Here is a 20014-nt window from a genome sequence, read left to right on the forward strand (position 1 = left end):
ATGGAACGTGAGATATTTTAATGATATTTTTTACCTAACAATAACCTGAACTGGATTTTCAACTTTCATATATTTTTTAGCTACTGCCATCACATCTTTTAATTTGGTGTTTTTCAATTGATCTAAAAATGTGGCATCATAATTCATGTCATTATTAAAATAGAGCGATGTAGCCAAATAATAAGCCTGGTTAACACTGGACAAACGGCGAAACATCATACGGCCCAAATACATGTTAATTGATTTTTGAACATCATTTTCTGTTAGACCATCCAGTTTTTCCATTTCAAAAAAGCCTGGATATTGCGGAAGCAGCACATCCACATTTTGCGGTCTCGTACCCTGGTTTATATTAAAAAGTGCTTTATCGCCTTTTATTTCAATCCCTGCTTTTATACGGTAAGCCATTCCTTGTTTTTCACGGATATCAAAAACAATTTTATCTGACAAAACAAGAGAGAGGGCAGTCATGGCAGCTTTATCTGCAGGATCAATTTCTTTTGTAAATCCCCAGAAAAGATAAGATCGTTGGCCATCCATTTTTTCTTCGCTTGTAACAGGTTGATCAATCTTTTTTAATTTAGTGGAAAAAACAATTGGCTCGTTTTCAGAAATACTTCCTTTTAAACCTGCAAAAAGTTTTTCAATATTTTCCGGGCTTTCCGGAGAAACAACAGAAATAATTATATTTCCGGATTGAAAGTATTCCTCTGCATATTTCTGAATATTTTCAAAATCAATTTTATTTGTGTTTTTTTCAAAGGGATTATCTTCATAAATCGCTGATTTATATATATTTTCGAACATTTTTTTAGCTTTGTTGCCACCGCCCATCATTGGGTTAGACCGGCTAAATTTGCCAACTGCTTTTTGGAATTCTTTTTCTGTCGGTTTAAAACCATTCATTTGGCTGTTTAAAAAATTAATAACTCCCGGAATATCGTCGGCCAAGGCTTCAGCGCGGATATAACCAAAATCCGGGTGTAAATAAATATTATCCATCGGAAACCATGGATTATCATTTACTTTGTAACTCAAACCAAACTTGGCGCTAATTTTTTGATTTTCATCCGATTTGAGCCTTTGGCCAAAACAATCATGCAAAATTTTTGCTGCATCTTTACCATATTTTGAATCGAAGAATGCTTTGTGCTTATATAGGTAATGAATGGCCAACAGGTTGCTGGCTTTGTTTTGAACTGTAATCAAAGACAACCCTGATTTTTCATCTTTAAATAGTTTTCGTGTGATCGATTCGGAACTGCCTTGTTCATCTTTAGGGGCAGGGTTTTGTATAATTGTAATAGGTTTAGAATCTATTTTAAGTCCTTTTAATAGTTCGGCTCCTTCTTTTAATTTTGATCCGCTATAGGAAGCGAGCACTGCCTCAATTCCACCTACAGAAAAGGGACGGGCATTATAAATTCCAAACATATGAGGTTTTTCGATATTCTTTAAGAAGCTTGTCCGTGCACCTGCAACTTGCATATCTATCTCATCCTTGGAAATTGCAAAATCAAATTTAGCTAAATTATTTTGAACAATTTTGGTAAGCGCGTTAAAATCAACATCATCTGTCAGGCTTACTGTAATTTCCAACCAATTGGCGATTGGTGAGTTATGAGTAGAAAAATCGACACTTTTAAATTGATCCTGAAATTTTCCTTTTACCGCATCTTCAATCTTTGATTTGTTGTTTTCCAGTGCAACGCCCATCAATTCATAATAATCTGCAAATGCAACGGATGGGATTGGGTAGAGCATTTGAAACTGAACATTAGATCCATCAAAAAAACGAAAATACAGATCTTTTTGATTTGTATTTGCCAGCAAATCTTCAAATCCTGTTTTCCATGCTGGGTTTGCATCGCGTGTTACCAAACCCGGTTTTGCCTTGCCGTAAATTTCCTTAACAGAGTTGATCATTTCACTACTTTTAAAATTACCAACCACACTCAAAATCATATTATTGGGCACATAATTGTTTTTATAAAAATCATTTACTTCATCGCGGGACATTCCCTCAATCGTAGCATAAGTACCCAATGTTGGTAAAGAAAGGGCATGGCCGGGATAAAGAATGGCGTTGGTGTTTCGTTCCAACTGCTCGCGTGCTTCTGCCAAAGATTTTGATATCTCTTCCAGCACAATTCCTTTTTCTTTCTCAAATTTTTCATCAGGCAAAATTGAATTAAACAACATATCTGCCTGGATTTCCATCCCTTTAATAATATGTTCTGAAGGCGTGACCATCATATAGTTTGTATAATAATCTGAGGTATTTGCATTATTATAGCCGCCAATACGGTCAGCATCATCGTATAATTCTTTTTGTTTGCGTGTTGTTGTGCCATTAAAAAGCAGGTGTTCAAGCATATGGCTCATTCCGCTGGTTGCAAAAGTTTCATAAGCTGATCCAACCTTTACTACCACATTGGCGCCAATCATTGGCAGGGCAGGGTTTTCGATAAGCAGAACCTGCATCCCGTTATCTAATAAATGGATTGAAACACCGTCCGGCAGTGTATTTATTTTGGAATGATTTTTATTTTGTGCATTTAGGAAACTGGCCGGTATAAGCACTAAACAAAGAAGAATGACAAGTTTGCGGTTCATGGAATGCTCCTGCATTATAAAACTATTCTGAAATTTTTATGAAAATTGTTTAGATATATTTTTTTGAAATTTTTGAGTTAGTTTAGAGTTGTAAATATACCTATAAGTCTTTTAAAGTTCGAAATAAATTAATTTCAAATCAAAAAATTAAATTGTATTTAAAACATGTTTTTCTATAATTTCCACAACTTGTATTAATCACTATCAACAATCAAAAATATTAGCGATGCAAATTGATGTTTTAGCATTTGGTGCACACCCTGATGATGTGGAACTCTTCTGCTCCGGGCTTTTGATAAAATTAAAATCTCAAGGCCACTCTATTGGAGTAATTGATCTAACCCGTGGAGAATTAAGTACACGTGGTACAGTTGAACTCCGATCAAAAGAGGCACAGGAAGCTTCAACTATTTTAAATCTTGATATTCGTGAAAATGCCGGTTTGAGTGATGGTGATATAATAGTTGATTTGGAAAGTAAAAAGCAGGTTATTGAAATAATACGGAAATATCGGCCTAAAATAGTTTTAGCGCCATATTGGGAAGACCGTCATCCGGATCACATTTCTGCATCACAACTGGTCAGTGCTTCTTTTTTTTATAGCGGATTGACAAAGATAAAAACGGAATATGAAGCATATCGCCCCAATAATTTGATATATTATTTTCATCATGAAGTGGCAAAGCCTTCATTTATTGTTGATATTAGTACTGAATTTAAAAACAAATTACAAGCTGTGAACGCTTACAAAAGCCAGTTTTTTAATTCATCATCGGATGAGCCAGAAACTTATATAAGTAGCCCTGAATTTATTGAATCTGTAAAAAACAGGGCAAAATACTTTGGGTTTCAAATTGGGGTTGAATATGGTGAGCCTTTTTTTGTAAAATCAGCTATAAAATTAGATAACATAATAGAAATTTTTGCGTAACAGCGCTTGTTCACTTCTTACAACTAAAGGATTGATATGAGTTTTAAGTTTACTGAAGAAAAGTTCAAAGAAATTGAAGAAGTATTGGATACAAAATTTAAAAAACGGGGTGATCAATATCGCGCAGTTTTATTAAATACTGAACTTGGCCGCAAGCTGACAATTGAAATTTATCCTGATATGCAAATCGGGAAAAGAGTTGGCAACCTGGTTTCTATTTTTACTCCATATACTCATTCGCAACTGCATTTTTGTAATGGATTTGTTGCCAGCGATGTTTTGGAAGAAGTCACATTCTTTGCAGAGTTTAAAGGGCATCTTTCGGGTGTGATTGTTGAACGCCAGGCCGGATGTTCTATTTTTACAAATGTTGATGCAGAATTATTGTCCGGAGACTTTTCTCAATTGGCGCCGGAAGTTATGCTTTCAGGGATTGCACTATCGTTAACCGAGCCGCTTTTGGAGAAAAAATCTGAATAATAATGCATGCGTTTTTAAAGCTTTATCTTAGCCACCTTACCTTTGAGCAAAACCTTTCACAAAACTCAATTGATGCTTACAAATTAGATATTGTTCGTTTCCTGGATTACCTAAAGAAGAATGGTGTTGATTCTCCTCAAAAAGCAAAGCCGGTACATGTACATCGCTTATTGCAGGCTTTAACTGGGCTTGGATTAAGTGAGAACAGCCTGGCCAGAAACTTGTCTTCTATCCGTGGGTTTTACCGATTTTTAATTGGCGAAAATATAATTGAAACAGATCCGACGGTTCATGTTGACCGACCAAGAATTCCCAGGTATTTACCATCAGTATTGACATTTGAAGAAGTAACCAACTTGTTTAATGTACCTGATACAAAAAAAACACTGGGCCTTCGAAACCGGGCCATGTTTGAAACAATTTATGCATCCGGCCTAAGGGTTTCTGAGTTGTTAACATTAAAGATATCTCAAATTTATTTTGAACAGGGAATATTACGTATTTTTGGAAAAGGACGTAAAGAGAGGCTTGTCCCGGTTTCTGATTCGGCTTTAACCTGGCTAAAAAAATACCTGGATTCGGCACGACCAAGTTTAGATAAAAAGCGTTTGGGAGACACAGTTGTTTTTTTAAATTCCCGAGGGAAGGCGATGTCTCGCATGGGGTTTTGGAAAATTCTGGATAAAGATGCGCATTTAGCCGGCATAAAAAAGAAAGTACATCCACATACTATGCGTCATTCATTTGCCACCCATCTTATAGAAAATGGTGCTGATTTGCGTGCTGTTCAGGAAATGCTGGGACATGCTGATATAAGTACTACTCAAATTTATACGCATCTGGATCGCAGCCATATTGAAAAACAATACAGAAAATACCATCCAAGGGCATAGATTATGCTTAAATTGCATGTCAAAAATCTTTAACTTCAAAATTGAATTAAATCCACAAAATATATACATTTACGTTTTTAAAAAATAATTGAAAGAATATGAATTCAGCTTCACTAAAAGATCTGCAAAAAACAACCGGATTTTTGGGCAATAATCCTCAAATCGATGAACTTTTACAAACGGTAAAAATGGTCGCGCCAACCGAATTATCTGTACTAATAAATGGAGAAAGCGGTACTGGTAAAGAGGTAATTGCAAATGCGATACATTCCTTAAGTTTGCGTAAAAACAGGCAAATGGTTTCTGTTAATTGCGGAGCCATTCCGGAGGGCATTCTCGAATCAGAACTATTTGGGCATGAAAAGGGATCATTTACAGGAGCGATTGGGCAGAAAAAAGGCTATTTTGAAGTTGCAAATAAAGGTACAATTTTTCTTGATGAAATTGGAGAAATGCCTTTAAATACCCAGGTTAAATTGCTGCGCGTTTTAGAATCATCTGAATTTATGCGCGTTGGTGGAACTGAAACAAACAAGGTTGATGTTCGGGTTATTGCGGCCACAAATAAAAACCTGGAACAAGCTGTTCATGATAATGAATTCCGCCGTGATTTGTATTTCAGGTTGAAAGCAATTACAGTTGAAATTCCGCCTTTAAGAAAACGCAAAGATGATATCCAGGGGCTGGTCTCACATTTTGCCCAGCTTTACGCAGAAAAGAATGATATTAATTTTAAAGGTTTTTCGCCCGATGCAGTAGATGAATTGATGTCCTATAACTGGCCCGGCAATGTCCGCGAGTTACGCAATTTTGTTGAGACATCGATTATTTTAAACAGAGGAGAAGTTGTCCGTTCGGATTATGTTCGTACAACGCTGAACCTGGATAAGGGATTTACATCTTCCAGCTCGTTGCCAATACCACTCAACAAAACTCCTGATCAGGCAGAGCGCGAACTTATTTATCGAATGCTTATGGCGCTAAAACTTGATATGGATGAATTGAAGCAAATGATCTCCATATTTATGCAAAATGGATCAGCACCAAAACCGTATCCACCAATACGTGAAGATAGTCCGTTGGGTGAAGTTGGCGAAAATGAAGTGAAACCAACAACGCTCTCCGGTATGGAACGTGAAATGATAAAAGAGACTTTAAATAAATATGCCGGTAGCCGCCGTAAAACTGCGCGAGCTCTTCAGATTAGTGAAAGAACACTGTACCGCAAAATAAACGAGTATGGATTGTAATTAAACAAATGAAAACTCATAAATATATTATTTTATTAATCCTTTTTATTTTATCAGGATGTGGATATTACTCGTTCAAAGGTGCATTACCTTCGCACATTCAATCTGTTGCTATTCCAATTTTCATTGATCGATCCGGTTATCCTGGAATGCTCGAAAAAGTGACTGACACAGTTATTGAATCATTTGTAACTGATAATACTTTAAAAGTTGTTGACGAAAGTAAAGCTGATATTGTTATTAACGGAACAATACAATCTGTAACACAAAAAGCTGCAGCCATTAAAGCAGGTGAGACTGTTTCCGAATATCAGATGCATGTAAGCATAAAAGTGTTATGCGAAGATATAAGAAAATCAAAAAAGCTTTATGATAAAGTTTTTCGCCAATATGGTATAATGTCAAGTAGTGCAGGTCAGGATGAAAAAGATCAGGCCATTGATGATGCCATTGAGTTAATTACCGAAGACATTATAAATACAACCCTTGGTGGTTGGTAAATGCCCGGAGAAAATATGTCAGAGAAATCTTCACCTATGGGAAAAGATTTTATTTTATTTGCCAGTAAAGCATCCCGCTTAATGGAAAATGATAAAGTGGAACAAGCAATGACTTTATGTGAAGCAGGTGTTCGTAATTTCCCTTTTTATTCACCAGGACATTTTGTGTTAGGCCTTTGTTATGAATCATTGGGTAAAAAAGATGAAGCCAAAAATGAATTTGAGAGAACATTGGTTTACGATCCTTCTCACTCAAAAGCAATGCGCAAATTATCCGGGATTTATGAAAACTCCGGATTATCAACAATATCCAATGAATGGCTGATAAAAGAATCTCTTTACAATCCAATGGATCAATCGTTGATTGAAATTCTAAAAGAGAAAAATCTTTACGATCTTACTGATCAAAAAGAAAAAGCTGTGGAAGAAAATGACCGTATTGAAAATGATGCTATTGAAACTTCGGATTCAGAAATTAAAACGAAAGAAACCAGTGCTTCTGAGCCTGATTTAGAACATGTTGAAGATTCTGTAAATAAAGAAGATGTCCCAGCTGAAGAAAAGAAAGCCGATGAAAATGGGCTAATTGATGATTTGGATCCACTTGCTGAGAATGTAGAATTAGGTGAAGGACATAATAGAGATTTCGCAGATAAAGAAAAAACTGCTGAAAATGATTTAAACCAATATGCAAACACAGAAGATGATTTTTCGACAATTATGGATGGTTATTTTGATTCTGAAGAGGATGATCAATCCGAAGAAACTGATGAATGGATTGAAGTTGAAAATCTTTTGATTGATGAGGAAGAATCTTCAGAACCTGTTGTAGCTGCCAATAATGAACAACCAGATTCGCAAATTGAGGCTGATTCGGAAATACAAAACACTCGCGACGAAACAGAGTTATTGCTTGAACAACTTTCGGATTTAGGTGTGGATGATAATTCCGAAAAACAAGCTACCACTGACTCAACGGTGATAAATAAAGAAGGTCCTGCTGAAATAAATCCCTTAGATACATTAACTGAGAGTGAGAAACTTTTAGTTCCTGAACTGGAAGAAGATGAAACTCAAGCTGATTCTCAGCAGGAAACAGTGCTTGAACCTTTGCCCGATGTAACACCGGAACCTGAATTTGAACCATTGAAACCCAGTGAATTAAGTTCTGATGAAGAAGTTACTATAAAAGATTTAATGGAAAACCCAAACCTTGTAACACCTACATTTGGTGAAATATTAGTTTCACAACGTAAATTTTCCGAGGCCCGCCATATATTTATGGAACTTCTGAAACGTGAACCAGATAACTTACGCTTCTTAAAGAAAGTTGAGTTCTTGGATAAATTTCTCGCTGTTCAAAAAGCGTAATTTATAGATGTAATTTTTGGTTATTAATGTTTAAAAATATTTTAATACTTCTTTTTCTTTTTTTTCAGATTGCTTTTTCCGGTGAGTATTTTGTGCATTTAAGCGATGAAGGCCTAAAACACAAAAATAAGCTGTTAAATGAAAACCTTTCCTTTTTATCTTCCACAAATATCAATTTTGCAAAAAACAATCAATTTACTTTTAAAGAAATCAACTCGTCCTATTTGCTAAATTCAAATTTGCAAAACTGGATTATTCTTGAGACAGAAACTGAAGAAACAAACTTTATACAATCATTAAAAGATGATCATATAATTGAATATTATGAACCAATTGGCAGGTTTAAAATTGATTTTGAAAGTAGTGACTCACTTTCCGGCCAGCAGTGGTATTTAGACAAAATTGATGTTAAAGGCGCCTGGCAAATAACTCAGGGTAAACCGGATATAATTGTTGGTGTAATTGATACGGGTATTGATTATTTGCACCCCGATTTGATTGAATCGCTGTGGATAAATAGCCAGGAAGATTTGAATGGGAATGGTCAATTGGATGAAGATGACCTGAACAATATTGATGATGATGGCAATGGTTTTGTTGATGATGTAATTGGTTGGGATTTTACAGATGCACCGCGTTTTGCTGATGGCGGTGATTTTCAGGATCCTGATAATGAGCCAATGGATGAGTTTGGTACAGGGCATGGCACTCAGGTGGCAGGGATTATATCGGCCAAAGCAAATAATGTAACCGGTATTGCAGGAGTTGCGCCGGGTGTTAAAGTGATGAACCTGAGGGCTGGTACTGCAAGCGGTTATTTGGAAGAAGACGATGTTGCAAGAGCTATTTTATATGCCGTTGAAAATGGCGCCCGCATTATAAATATGAGTTTTGGGGATACAGCTTTATCACGTTTTTTAAGGGACATCATACATTTTGCTAATGAGCAGGATGTTATAATCGTTGCTTCTGCAGGGAACAGTGCCACAGACCAGGTTCATTATCCATCGGGTTTAATTGAGACTATTTCAGTTGGAGCAAGTACGGAAGACGATGGTTTAGCAGGATTCTCAAACTTTGGAAATACAATCGACCTTGTGGCCCCGGGTTCAGATATTTTGAGTACAGCAGTGGGTGGTTCTTATAACAGCGTTAACGGAACCTCTTTTAGTGCTCCAATTGTGAGTGCCGTATCAGCTTTGTTGCTTTCAAATAACCCGGATATTTCTTCTGATCAAATTCGTAATATTTTAAAAAGCAGTGCGCAGGATATTTTGTTTCTCGGATGGGATAATTACAGCGGAGCAGGCCGAGTTTCAGCATCACACGCATTAAATATTCCACATGGTGGAGTACTTGAAGTGACCTCGCCCTTGCAAAACTTCAGCACGGCGGATCAGAAAATTGCCATAATAGGCAGTGCTGCACATCCTGATTTGGTAAAAAGTACAATTGAATATGGAATAGGAAAATCACCGGAACAATGGAGTACTTTACGCAATCTTGAAGGAAGGCAAATAATTGATGATACTCTTGCTGTTTTAAATAGCGCGGCTATCTCTGATACAATTGTGACAATAAAAATTACAATGGAGCTGTTTAATTTTCTGTCTGATGAGATACACACATCCTTTTTAATTGACCGCACAGAACCCCAAATCAGCAATATTTCTACAACGCCTTTATGGGATGGAGCTACAGCATCGTTGCTTGTTTCTTTTGAGACTGATGATATTTGTACTGCGCAGTTAAACTTAAGGCCTTTAGGTTCTTCGGAGCCATTTATAACTATGGCTTCACCGTACGAAACACAAAATCAGCGTATAAAAATAGATAAGAATCAATTTGATGGAGAATTTGAATTTTTCATTGAAGTAAAAAACTTAAGCGGCCTAAAAAGCAGGGATGATAACCTGGGCCAAAATTACAATATTTCGCTGGATAGAAACTTTTCCTGGAAAGAATTTAACAAAGTAGAATGGCAGCTTCCTGCCGGATATATGCTGGATAAAGTAATGGATTTTGACCATGATGGAAAAAAGGAAGTTGTAATAAGCCGTTATGATGAAAATTCAGCATTTGGCCCAATTGAAATTTATGAATTTGAAAATGGAATATTTGAATTACGCTTGAAAACCGGATTTACAGCAATTCCACGGGCTGCCGGTGATGTTGATAGTGACGGGAAGACTGATTTACTTTTGGGGCTGGGACAATTCTCGTTTTTATTGGAAGCAAAAGATGCAAACAGTTTTCCAACCGAGTTGATCTGGCAAGACACGACAAATTTCTGGGCCGCCGCATACACCGATCTTGACAATGATGGAAAAAATGAAATTACAGGGCGCATAGAAAACGAATATGTACTTTTGGAAAATATCTCGGATAACTCTTTTTCTGAAATTGCGCGGCTTACAAATAACGGGGAAGGGCAAAACCGGTTGGGTGTTCCAAAAGTTGAGTTGAGTGATTTAACCGGAGACGCAGTTGATGATATTGTTTTTGGAGATTATGATGGGGAGCTGCTAGTTTTCACTACAATCGGAGATAACCAGTTTGATCTTGTTTCAACAGGAAAAACAGTTCATACAAACTCAACAGAAATGATTAGCTCCGATGGTTTAGGCACAATCTTTACAGCAACCCATACTTCCGATGATTTGAATTTTGAACATGAATTTGATGCGCGATATTGGTCGATAGAGTTTTTTGAAAATCATTCCGGAAGTTTAATTTCAAAAGATACAATAAATACATTTGGATTTTCGGCCACAAAAGATTTTGACAGCGGTTTAAAATATCATGTTTTTGATGGACGTGAATTATTATTTGCACCATTTTTTCCAGAACTATTTGTTTTTGAGAAATCAGGGAATCAATGGCTTCCGGTTTGGTTTAATGAGCAGGCAAGATCTAATACCGTTCTTGTTGCAGATTTAGACGGTGATGGAAATGACGAGTTTTATTTTAATGACGGAACACAAATTGTGGGGTACTCTTCTGCCCGGGAAAACAGACCCATTGCTCCCTACATTTTTTCTGCGCGTGCATTGGATAGTACACGTGTCTCATTGCAGTGGTCTGCTGTTGAAGATGCTGACTATTTCAACATTTACCGTGGAAGTGTTTCTGATAATTTGAGTTTATTCACAAATACATCAAAAACATTTTACATCGATTCGAGTTCGATAACCGGTCAAAAGTATTTCTACAAAATTACAACTGTTGATTCTTCTTTTGAAATTAGAGAAAGCTTTTTCAGCACTTTAGATTCAGCACAGACAGCTTATCCGCCTAAGCCGGAATCGGTTGAATTTAGTAATGAAAAACAGCTTCTTATTACTTTCGATCAGCCTGTTTTTTTATTTGAGGAACAACCGTTCTTGGTAAAGCTGACTAACCGAAATGATGTTGCAAGTTCAGTTATTAACGATAATTCAGGGAAAAGTTTATTGGTCAGTTTCGATGATCCATTTGTTGAAAATGAACCGGACACGCTTGAGCTACATAATATTTTTGGACAAAGTGGTGTGCCGGTTGATAATAATTTTAATAAAATTGCTATTAATTATGTTGCTGAGTTTTCAGCGCCATATGTGACAGAAAGTAGCTGGTTTTCAGAAACCCAAATGAAAATTGAATTTAGTGAAGCAATGCAAATCCCGCGGGAAACTTCGTTCTCTTTTCCAATTGAGCCATCAGGTGAAACTGAAAAAGTTGAATTTGATAGCCTTGGAAATTCGATGATAGTCACGTTGGGAAAGAAGTCTTTCATAGGTGCCAGTGGGCAAAAAAGCTATCTGATTATAATAAATCTTTATAGCCAAAATGGTGTATTGCTCGAAGAAACCAGTGCAATCAGTTTGTTTCGCGAAAGTGAAAATCTTGATAAAGTTATAGTTTATCCGCAACCGCTTAAACCTCGGCATAATGAGTTGATCTTTGCTAATTTGCCCGGTGATGTAATAATCCAAATTTATTCGATTAATGGATCCTCGGTTAGAAAAATTGAAGAGCAAACAAGCTATGGCGGCGTAAAGTGGGATTTAAAAGATAGTTCAGGAAAAAAAGTTTCGGCCGGTTTATACATTTACACTTTAGAGTGGAACGGAAAAGTAATCCGTGGTAAACTTGCCATCATTAAATAAGGAAAAAAATGAAATATAGAAATCCATTAGTAATTGGTGTAACAGGTGGAATGGGCAGTGGCCAATCAAGCGTTTGCTCATTTTTTGAAGAGTGGGGCGCAAAAGTAATTAATGCAGATGATGAAGCTAAAAATGCTATAAAAATGAATAAAGTTTTACAGTCCGATCTTAAGAAAGCATTTGGGGCGGATATTTTTGATAGAAAAAGAAAGTTAAATACAAAGCGTTTGGCAGAACTTGCTTTTAAAGATGAACTTCAGACACGAAAATTAAACCAACTTGTTCATCCGCGAATGGTTGAAAACCTGATCGAAAAAATGGAAAAAGCACGTTTTTCCGGAAAGTACCCATTAATTATAATTGATGCCGCATTAATATTTGAGATTAGTATTGAGCGAAATTTTGACCATATCGTGGTTGTAAATGCGCCTGTTGGCCAAAGACAAAAAAGGGTGGTTGTACGAGACAAAATATCTCGCAAGGATTTTTATGACCGGGTTAATAAGCAAATCAAACTTGAGGATAAAGTGTCCTGGGGAGATTTTGTTATTAACAACAACACCTCACTTGAAGATCTTAAAATGAATTCACAAAAAGTGTATAATAAACTATTGGATATACAGAAAGCGCAGGAAAAACCGGTAAGGTCAAAAAGAAGAAGAAATCCAAGGCCTGCCCAAAAACCTTCTTAGAGTATATCACTAAAAGAACTATCTGTATAGCCACTGATCTTCACTGATTTTCACTGATGAAGTTGTTAAGTCTTATAATTAAGTCCGTGTTTATCTGTGTTAATCTGTGGCAAAAAAGAATTATATTAATTAAAAACAAATTTGTGCCTAATCCTGGCGGTTCCTTTACTCTCATCTAATTTTTCAAAGCCACGCAGGCGCCGGATTGTCTTTTTGATACATTGTTCAACAGACTTATTTCTTAAATTGGATTCAATAATTCTGATACTTTGAGGTAGAATGTAGCCATCACTTGTAATTTTAAATTGTACTTTTACATATCCGCTTTTTACCATGCCATAGCGCGCTGCTTTGTTGTAGCATGATTCAATATTAACACTTTTAGTTTCAATTACCCTGTAAACCTCTTCCTGATCACGATATCCAAACTTTTCTTTTTCAGCAGATTCACTGACAGGCTCTTTGATATATAAGTTAGCATTTCGCTCAATCTCATATTCAAAGAGCTTGTTCGTCATCAAGCCGTCCATTTCAAGTTTTACTTCACCTCTTTGCTGCCTCGTTACAGGCCTTTCAATTGTGATATCTCCATCAGCTTCGCCGTCATGCGATAATTCTTCAATCTCAATATCAGCTATTCTAATGGTTGGCTGCGGAGTAATTGCAGAAGTTGTATCTTTAAATGCGAAACGCTCCGAAGGGCCGCTTGAACTGGTTTTTGTAGAAAAAATATTCTTTTGTTTTTCAACTTCCTTTTTAAGGATTGGCTCCGGTGTAAGGCTTAAAACATATTCTTTATATTGTTTTTTTATTTGTTCATCTACATTTTCAAACTGAATATTTGCCAGGATTATAATTGTTAATAATGTTAGAATAAGTGAAAAAGCAAGGATTCGGAAAAAAAGAATATCTGAGAAAGTTCTCTTTAAAAGAGATGGTTTAGCATATTTTACGTTAAAGTCATTTTTAACCATGGACAACCTAATCATACTGTTTAGAGCTCATTGATACTCGAACTCTGAAATTACCGAAAGATATTCCTTCGGAAAGTATTGACATTTCATGATTAGATTTTAATATGCTGCAAATTATTTTCAGCCAGTAAAAAAGAAATTACCAGTCTTAATGGAATGAAAATGATGATTTTACCGTTCACTAAGAAAATGGAAAATACTAATAGCTAAAACCTATAGGAGAAAAAATGAGCGAGAACACTGCTGCTAAAATTCACTGGAGTTTCTGGGTTATTGCAATTGTTGCTTTGATATGGAATTTAATGGGTGTTATGAATTATTTAATGCAGATGAGTTCAGAGGTGATGGCATCGTATCCGGAATCACATCGTGCCATTATTGAAAGCCGGCCTGCCTGGGCTACAGGCGCTTTTGCTATTGCTGTTTTTTGTGGGTCAATAGGTTGTATTTTGCTCTTACTAAAAAAATCATCTTCATTTTATCTTTTTATAGCATCATTAGTTGGTGTTATTTTAACAATGATTCATTCCATGAGTGTTGATACCTCATCAATTAGCGGGCCTTTTGAAATGGCGATGATGATTTTGATGCCATTGCTCGTGGCTATCTTTTTAATCTGGTATTCAAAACATTCGGAAAACAAAGGTTGGATTAGTTAGATTTCTTATTGTACAGAAAAAGCTATCTAGTAAATACAATGCTGCAAGATATTCAATAAGTTAAATTGGTCATATTTAAATTATGGATTATCGATTTAATGAATAGTTCTCAACAGCAGTCCAAACGCGCAAAATATTGCCAGAGCATATTTTTTCAATATCCTGATCACTGTATCCGCGTTTAAGAAGTTCGTAAATCAGATTTGGTAATTCAGATGCATCTTTTAACCCGGTTGGTAAAGAGTCACCAACACCATCAAAATCTGAACCAATGCCCACATGATCGATCCCAACAAGTTTAACAACATGATCAATGTGATCAGCTACTAATGATACATCTGCCCAGCCAACAGGATTGTCTTTTTTGTATTTTTTCCAGTAGGCTTTAACCTTTGGATTGTTACGGTCAAGATTATGTTCGATAAGATATTCATCTAGGTGCCCCCATCGTTTTAACGACTCTTTATTTATAGTGCTATCTAAAAATGCGGACCCAAAATTTATTTGAATTACGCCTCCATTTTGAGCTAATGTTTTTATCATATCATCATTCATGTTGCGTTCCCAGCCTGGAGTAAATTTGCGGCATGAGGAATGAGAAGCCATGATTGGAGTTTTGGATATTTTAATAACCTGGTAAAATGTACTGTCCGATACATGAGAGATATCAATCATAATGCCCACACGGTTCATTTCTTCTACAAGTTCTTTGCCAAATGGGCTTAGTCCATTCCAGGTATTGGTTGTATCATAGGAGGAATCTCCAATATGGTTATCTTTGGAATGCGTTAGTGTAATATAACGAATCCCTCTTTTATGAAAATAGGAAACATTGGCTAAATTGCCTTCGATCGGTGCACCGTTTTCCATACCCATTGGCAGGGAAATTAAACCTTTTTTAAAATTATCCTTTGCTTCCGCTACTGAACGGACCAAAGCAAATTTATCCGGCCAGTCTTTAGTAAACTTCTCAACCATATCAATCAGCGAATCAGCAATATCTTTGGCCCCGCCTTTTTTTTGGTAATCTGCCGGAATATAAATGGACATAAATGGAACATCAAGACCGCCTTTTTTAGCACGCGGATAATCAAAATCACCCCCATTAGTCCGTTGTGAGATATCATCCATTTTATCATGCAAACGGTAAGGGACATCTACGTGTGTATCTACAATCAAATTTTGTTTAGCTAATTTGTATGCTTTTTCAATTAATAATCCATCTTTTTGTTTTTGAGAAACACAGCTGATTAAAATAAAAATAAACAACAGAAATAATTGTTTCATAGAATTACTCCAATGTAAAACCGTTTTTGTTGAATGTTTAAGGCAAGCATACTTTGACGGTTGGCAGTATAAATAATATTTGTTTTTTGTGCAAAACAAAGTACCAATGCCTATTGCCTGGGATTCAATAAATTGCAAACGGCGGAATATTTAGTATTTTGCCAATGTTTAGATTGTCCGTAGCTCATCTTTCCTAAATATAAATCAAGGAGTTCAGCATGGTAAAAAAGATACTAATTGGAGTATTTGCATTATTTTTTATTGTTGTTTTAGGAGTTGTGGTCTTTGTCTTTTCCACTTATGACAGAGATTATAGTGAACAATACCCAGTTTCCGATTTAAAAGTAGAAGCAGATTCTGCAATGATTGAAAGAGGGCGTTACCTGGTTTATGGACCGGCACACTGCATGGATTGCCATAGCCCAATGGAACAAGTTGTTAAAAATGAAGACAATTCAGAATTGCCTCTATCCGGTGGATTTGGTTTGCAAATACCCCCCGGTATTTTTTATGCACCCAACATTACGCCAGATAAGGAAACGGGCATTGGTAATTATAGCGATGGTGAGCTGTATAGAATGATGCGTCACAATATTACACGTAGTGGACAGGCAACCATAGATTTTATGCCATTTATAAATATGGCAAATGAGGATATATATTCCATTATAGCTTTCCTAAAGAGCCAAAAACCAGTCAAAAACAAAATGCCTGAGACAGAGTTTAGTTTTTTGGGAAAAATGCTTTTGGCTTTTGGGGCCATTAAATCAGGTGAACCTGATAAGCCAATCTTAGATAAAGTTGTACCGGACTCAAGCGTTGAATATGGTAAGTATCTTGCTTATTCTGTCGCAAATTGTAGGGGCTGCCATACAGATAGAGATTTAAAAAGTGGAGAGTTTATTGGTGATGATTACGCAGGTGGAATGATATTTGGTCCTGATGACTTCACAAAAGGTTGGGTTTATGTCACACCTAATTTAACTCCGCATTCAGAAAGCGGTGTAATGTCTGATTGGAGTGAAGATGATTTTATTGAGCGTATGCGAGGTGGAAAAGGGTACGAAACGTCACCGATGCCATGGGTACCATTTGCAAAAATGAGCGATAACGATCTTAAAGCCATATATAGATTTTTAATATCACTAAAGCCGGTAAATAATGAGATAACCAAAGTGGCAATTTCTCCCGAGGAAAAATAACTATTTACTTCAATTATGAAAGCGAAATTGAACAGATTTCGCTTTCATCTTTCCTTTTTACTTTTTAATCTTACTGCTATTCAACTTCACACTTTTTAATCAAAAATAATAAAATTATCTATTCTTATAGGAGGCTTCATGTTAAACCACATCTGGTTCTGGATGATTTTGGCCAGTCTTTTTATTGCTGGTATATATGATATTGTTAATAGCGTTAATGATGAAAAAACCGCTACAGAACAAATCGCCAAAGATGAAAAAGCACCTTCATTAAGCGAAACAACTTATCTTGGGAAAGTAACAAATGGCGCTATTGATGCGGCTGAGTTGGGAGTTAAAATTGCGATTGGCCTGATTGGCGTTATGGCAATGTGGCTTGGCATTATGCGCGTAGCCGAAGAAGCCGGGATGATTAAGAAACTCGGATATCTAGTACGGCCAATTACAAAAAGATTATTTCCTACGATCCCATCCGATCATCCGGCAATTGGGGCTATGATTATGAATATTGCCGCAAATATGCTTGGCTTAAGTAACGCTGCAACTCCTCTTGGGTTAAAAGCAATGGATGAACTTCAAAAACTAAATCCTGAAAAAGATACTGCAAGCAATGACATGATCACTTTTCTCGTGATCAATACAAGCGCTATTACCTTGATACCTGCTTCGGCTATTGCAATTAGGGCGTCTCTTGGTTCAGCAAATCCACAGGCAATTATTGTCCCTGCAATTATGGCGGCAACTGTAGCAACAATCGTGGGCTTAACAACTGTTAAAACGATACAGTATTTTCAAAGCAAGAAACAAGCTGCTAAATAGCGAAACAAATTAAAACTATAAATGACTTATTCCTCCTGGAGAAAAAATGGAAGTTTTTAAAATTATTATCGATTGGCTGTCCTTATTGGCAATCCCGCTGATGATTTTTGTATTTATTGGTTATGGATATCTAAAAAAAGTACGCGTTTACGAGGTATTTGTGGAAGGTGCAAAAGAAGGTTTTGATGTTGGTGTAAAAATCATCCCTTATCTTGTTGCGATGCTTATGGCAATTGCAATGTTTCGGGCAAGCGGGGCTTTAGATGTTTTAACCTGGCTGGCATCCCCAATTACAAATTTTATTGGAATGGCACCGGAGCTTTTACCAATGGCATTGATGCGCCCGCTATCAGGTAGTGGATCATTGGGCGTAATGTCTGAGCTTATGAGCACACATGGTGTAGATTCTTTGATTGGTTTTACTGCTTCTACAATGTTTGGCAGTACTGAAACGACCTTTTATGTTGTGGCCGTTTATTTTGGAGCCGTTGGAGTCCGTAAAACACGTTATGCTATTTCAGCCGGTTTAATGGCTGATGCAGCCGGTTTGATAACAGCCGTTTTGATAAGCAGACTGATGTTTTAGTGGCAAATTCACGAATTTATCAAGGCACCATTTTAGGTTTAAAACCTTATCTATTATCTAATGGCTTGATAATTTGCCTTGTTTCGTTGATATTCAATTTTCATTTTAATTAAATCATGAATTGTAATTTGTAAATCATATCAAGAGTAATATATGCCCGACCAGCTTAATTACGAAAAACTTAAAGCCGATCATGATCGGTTGAAGACAGGTATTCAGGAATTGGCAATTCTGAATGAAATTGCTACGACCATTAGCTCAACAATGGAGCTGGACAATATAATTGAGATCGTAGTAAAAAAATGCATTCGCCATTTTAAAGTTGAACAAGCCAATATATCACTTATCACAGAAGATACAGCTTTAGTACCCTTGCAAACAATGATCAGGGAATTTGATTCCGAATCTGGGCGAATTCCTTTTAGGCTGGATCAACAAATTACCGGCTGGATGTTAACTAAACACCAGGCACTTATCATAAATGATGTTGATGAGGATCCTCGTTTTAAATCTTTTCTTACCGAATCTGCATATTTTTCACTGCTTGCGGTGCCTATGATGCATAAAGGAAAAGTGATTGGTGTTTTAAGCCTTTTTAATAAATCCGGGAAGGAAGACTTTGACAGTAATGATCAGAGATTATTGACTATTATTGCTTCGGGATCATCTCAGGTAATTGTAAATGCGCGTTTATTGGAAGAAGAAAAAAAATTAATTGCTGTTAAGGAAGAACTGAATATTGCCAGCAAAATACAAAAGAAACTTCTGCCGGATACTCTTCCTGAAATTAAAGGATATCAAATAGCCGGAACAAATATACCGGCAAAAGAAGTGGGAGGGGATTATTACGATGTAATCCCAATTGATGAGAACAGATATATTATTTGCCTTGGTGATGTTTCCGGTAAAGGAATGCCCGCTGCTTTACTTGTTGCCAATCTACAGGCGACAATCCATTCATTAATACTCGCCAACGAAGAGCCTTCAAAAATTGTCCAGCAGGCCAACAAGTTGATTCATGCCAGTACTACATCAGATAAATTTATAACTTTTTTTCTGGGTATTCTTGATTTACAAACAAATGAATTAATTTATTGCAATGCCGGGCATGACAAACCTTTTGTGCTGAGTATCCAAAATAATTATGAAGAACTGGGAATGGGAGGATTGTGCCTGGGATTTGTACCACACTTTGATTATGAACGTGACACCTATAAAATTAAATCAAATGAAATCCTTGTTATTTTTAGTGATGGTGTAACCGAAGCAATGAACGCGGCTGAAGAAGAGTTTGAATTAGACCGTTTGCAACAGATAGTCCTGGAAAATAATAAAAAAAGTGCTGAACAGATTATGAATACGATTTTAAAAGAGATAGAAAATCATGTTGCCGGTGAAGAACAAATGGATGATATAACGCTCGTTGTTTTAAAGAAAACCCCGTAAATTTATACTAAAATTTTTTTTAATCCCTGACCTGAAAAGTAACAAATAAACAGTTATTTTTTTTTAATTATAAGTGCAATAATTATTGTGGCTCATACGTTTAGTTCGATATTATTTGTCATTTTCTTTTATTCTACCTCAATTAATGATAAGAGTATCT

The 20014-nt window shown here is 36.3% G+C and carries 16 protein-coding genes; 13 read left to right on the forward strand and 3 right to left on the reverse strand.

What is annotated here, in order from left to right:
• Positions 1-30: 30 nt before the first annotated feature.
• Positions 31-2616, reverse strand: coding sequence for an insulinase family protein (locus HND50_00535; protein ID NOG43690.1), 2586 nt, complete (start codon positions 2614-2616; stop codon positions 31-33).
• Between the two features lie 226 nt (positions 2617-2842).
• On the opposite strand from HND50_00535, the gene bshB1 reads away from it, so the two are divergent.
• The 8 genes from bshB1 to HND50_00575 all read left to right on the forward strand — a co-directional run bounded on the left by bshB1 (position 2843) and on the right by HND50_00575 (position 12881).
• Entirely contained in the window at positions 2843-3547 is a 705-nt protein-coding gene (gene bshB1 / locus HND50_00540) for a bacillithiol biosynthesis deacetylase BshB1 (protein NOG43691.1), read from the forward strand.
• Between the two features lie 36 nt (positions 3548-3583).
• On the forward strand, positions 3584-4027 hold the full coding sequence (locus tag HND50_00545) for a hypothetical protein (protein NOG43692.1): 444 nt from the start codon (positions 3584-3586) through the stop codon (positions 4025-4027).
• A 2-nt stretch (positions 4028-4029) separates the two neighbouring features.
• Positions 4030-4920: a site-specific tyrosine recombinase XerD gene (xerD, locus tag HND50_00550; protein NOG43693.1), complete on the forward strand. Its 891-nt coding sequence runs from the start codon at positions 4030-4032 to the stop codon at positions 4918-4920.
• 98 nt (positions 4921-5018) lie between these two features.
• Positions 5019-6170 (forward strand): sigma-54-dependent Fis family transcriptional regulator, encoded by a 1152-nt coding sequence (locus tag HND50_00555; GenBank protein ID NOG43694.1) that lies wholly within the window; start codon positions 5019-5021, stop codon positions 6168-6170.
• 8 nt (positions 6171-6178) lie between these two features.
• Positions 6179-6670 (forward strand): LptE family protein, encoded by a 492-nt coding sequence (locus tag HND50_00560; protein ID NOG43695.1) that lies wholly within the window; start codon positions 6179-6181, stop codon positions 6668-6670.
• Positions 6671-6685: 15 nt separating this feature from the next.
• Positions 6686-8041, forward strand: coding sequence for a hypothetical protein (locus HND50_00565; protein ID NOG43696.1), 1356 nt, complete (start codon positions 6686-6688; stop codon positions 8039-8041).
• Between the two features lie 26 nt (positions 8042-8067).
• Positions 8068-12189: a S8 family serine peptidase gene (locus tag HND50_00570; protein NOG43697.1), complete on the forward strand. Its 4122-nt coding sequence runs from the start codon at positions 8068-8070 to the stop codon at positions 12187-12189.
• Between the two features lie 8 nt (positions 12190-12197).
• The gene (locus tag HND50_00575) at positions 12198-12881 is read left to right on the forward strand and encodes a dephospho-CoA kinase (protein ID NOG43698.1); all 684 of its coding nucleotides are present in this window, start codon (positions 12198-12200) and stop codon (positions 12879-12881) included.
• 125 nt (positions 12882-13006) lie between these two features.
• Here HND50_00575 and HND50_00580 read toward each other — a convergent pair whose 3' ends face one another.
• Positions 13007-13855, reverse strand: a complete 849-nt coding sequence (locus HND50_00580; GenBank protein NOG43699.1) for an AgmX/PglI C-terminal domain-containing protein — start codon at positions 13853-13855, stop codon at positions 13007-13009.
• Positions 13856-14082: 227 nt separating this feature from the next.
• On the opposite strand from HND50_00580, the gene HND50_00585 reads away from it, so the two are divergent.
• Positions 14083-14514: a hypothetical protein gene (locus HND50_00585; protein NOG43700.1), complete on the forward strand. Its 432-nt coding sequence runs from the start codon at positions 14083-14085 to the stop codon at positions 14512-14514.
• 87 nt (positions 14515-14601) lie between these two features.
• Here HND50_00585 and HND50_00590 read toward each other — a convergent pair whose 3' ends face one another.
• Positions 14602-15801 (reverse strand): membrane dipeptidase, encoded by a 1200-nt coding sequence (locus HND50_00590; GenBank protein ID NOG43701.1) that lies wholly within the window; start codon positions 15799-15801, stop codon positions 14602-14604.
• Between the two features lie 218 nt (positions 15802-16019).
• On the opposite strand from HND50_00590, the gene HND50_00595 reads away from it, so the two are divergent.
• The 4 genes from HND50_00595 (at position 16020) to HND50_00610 (ending at position 19854) form a co-directional block, all read left to right on the forward strand.
• A complete protein-coding gene (locus HND50_00595; protein ID NOG43702.1) occupies positions 16020-17003 on the forward strand; it encodes a cytochrome C in 984 nt (327 codons plus the stop codon).
• 138 nt (positions 17004-17141) lie between these two features.
• Complete coding sequence (locus HND50_00600; protein ID NOG43703.1) at positions 17142-17822, forward strand: nucleoside recognition protein; 681 nt, start codon at positions 17142-17144, stop codon at positions 17820-17822.
• 46 nt (positions 17823-17868) lie between these two features.
• Complete coding sequence (locus tag HND50_00605) at positions 17869-18408, forward strand: spore maturation protein (protein ID NOG43704.1); 540 nt, start codon at positions 17869-17871, stop codon at positions 18406-18408.
• 153 nt (positions 18409-18561) lie between these two features.
• On the forward strand, positions 18562-19854 hold the full coding sequence (locus HND50_00610; protein NOG43705.1) for a SpoIIE family protein phosphatase: 1293 nt from the start codon (positions 18562-18564) through the stop codon (positions 19852-19854).
• The last annotated feature ends 160 nt before the right edge of the window (positions 19855-20014 follow it).

The sequence above is a fragment of the Calditrichota bacterium genome, from assembly GCA_013112635.1.
GTDB lineage: Bacteria > Calditrichota > Calditrichia > Calditrichales > J004 > JABFGF01.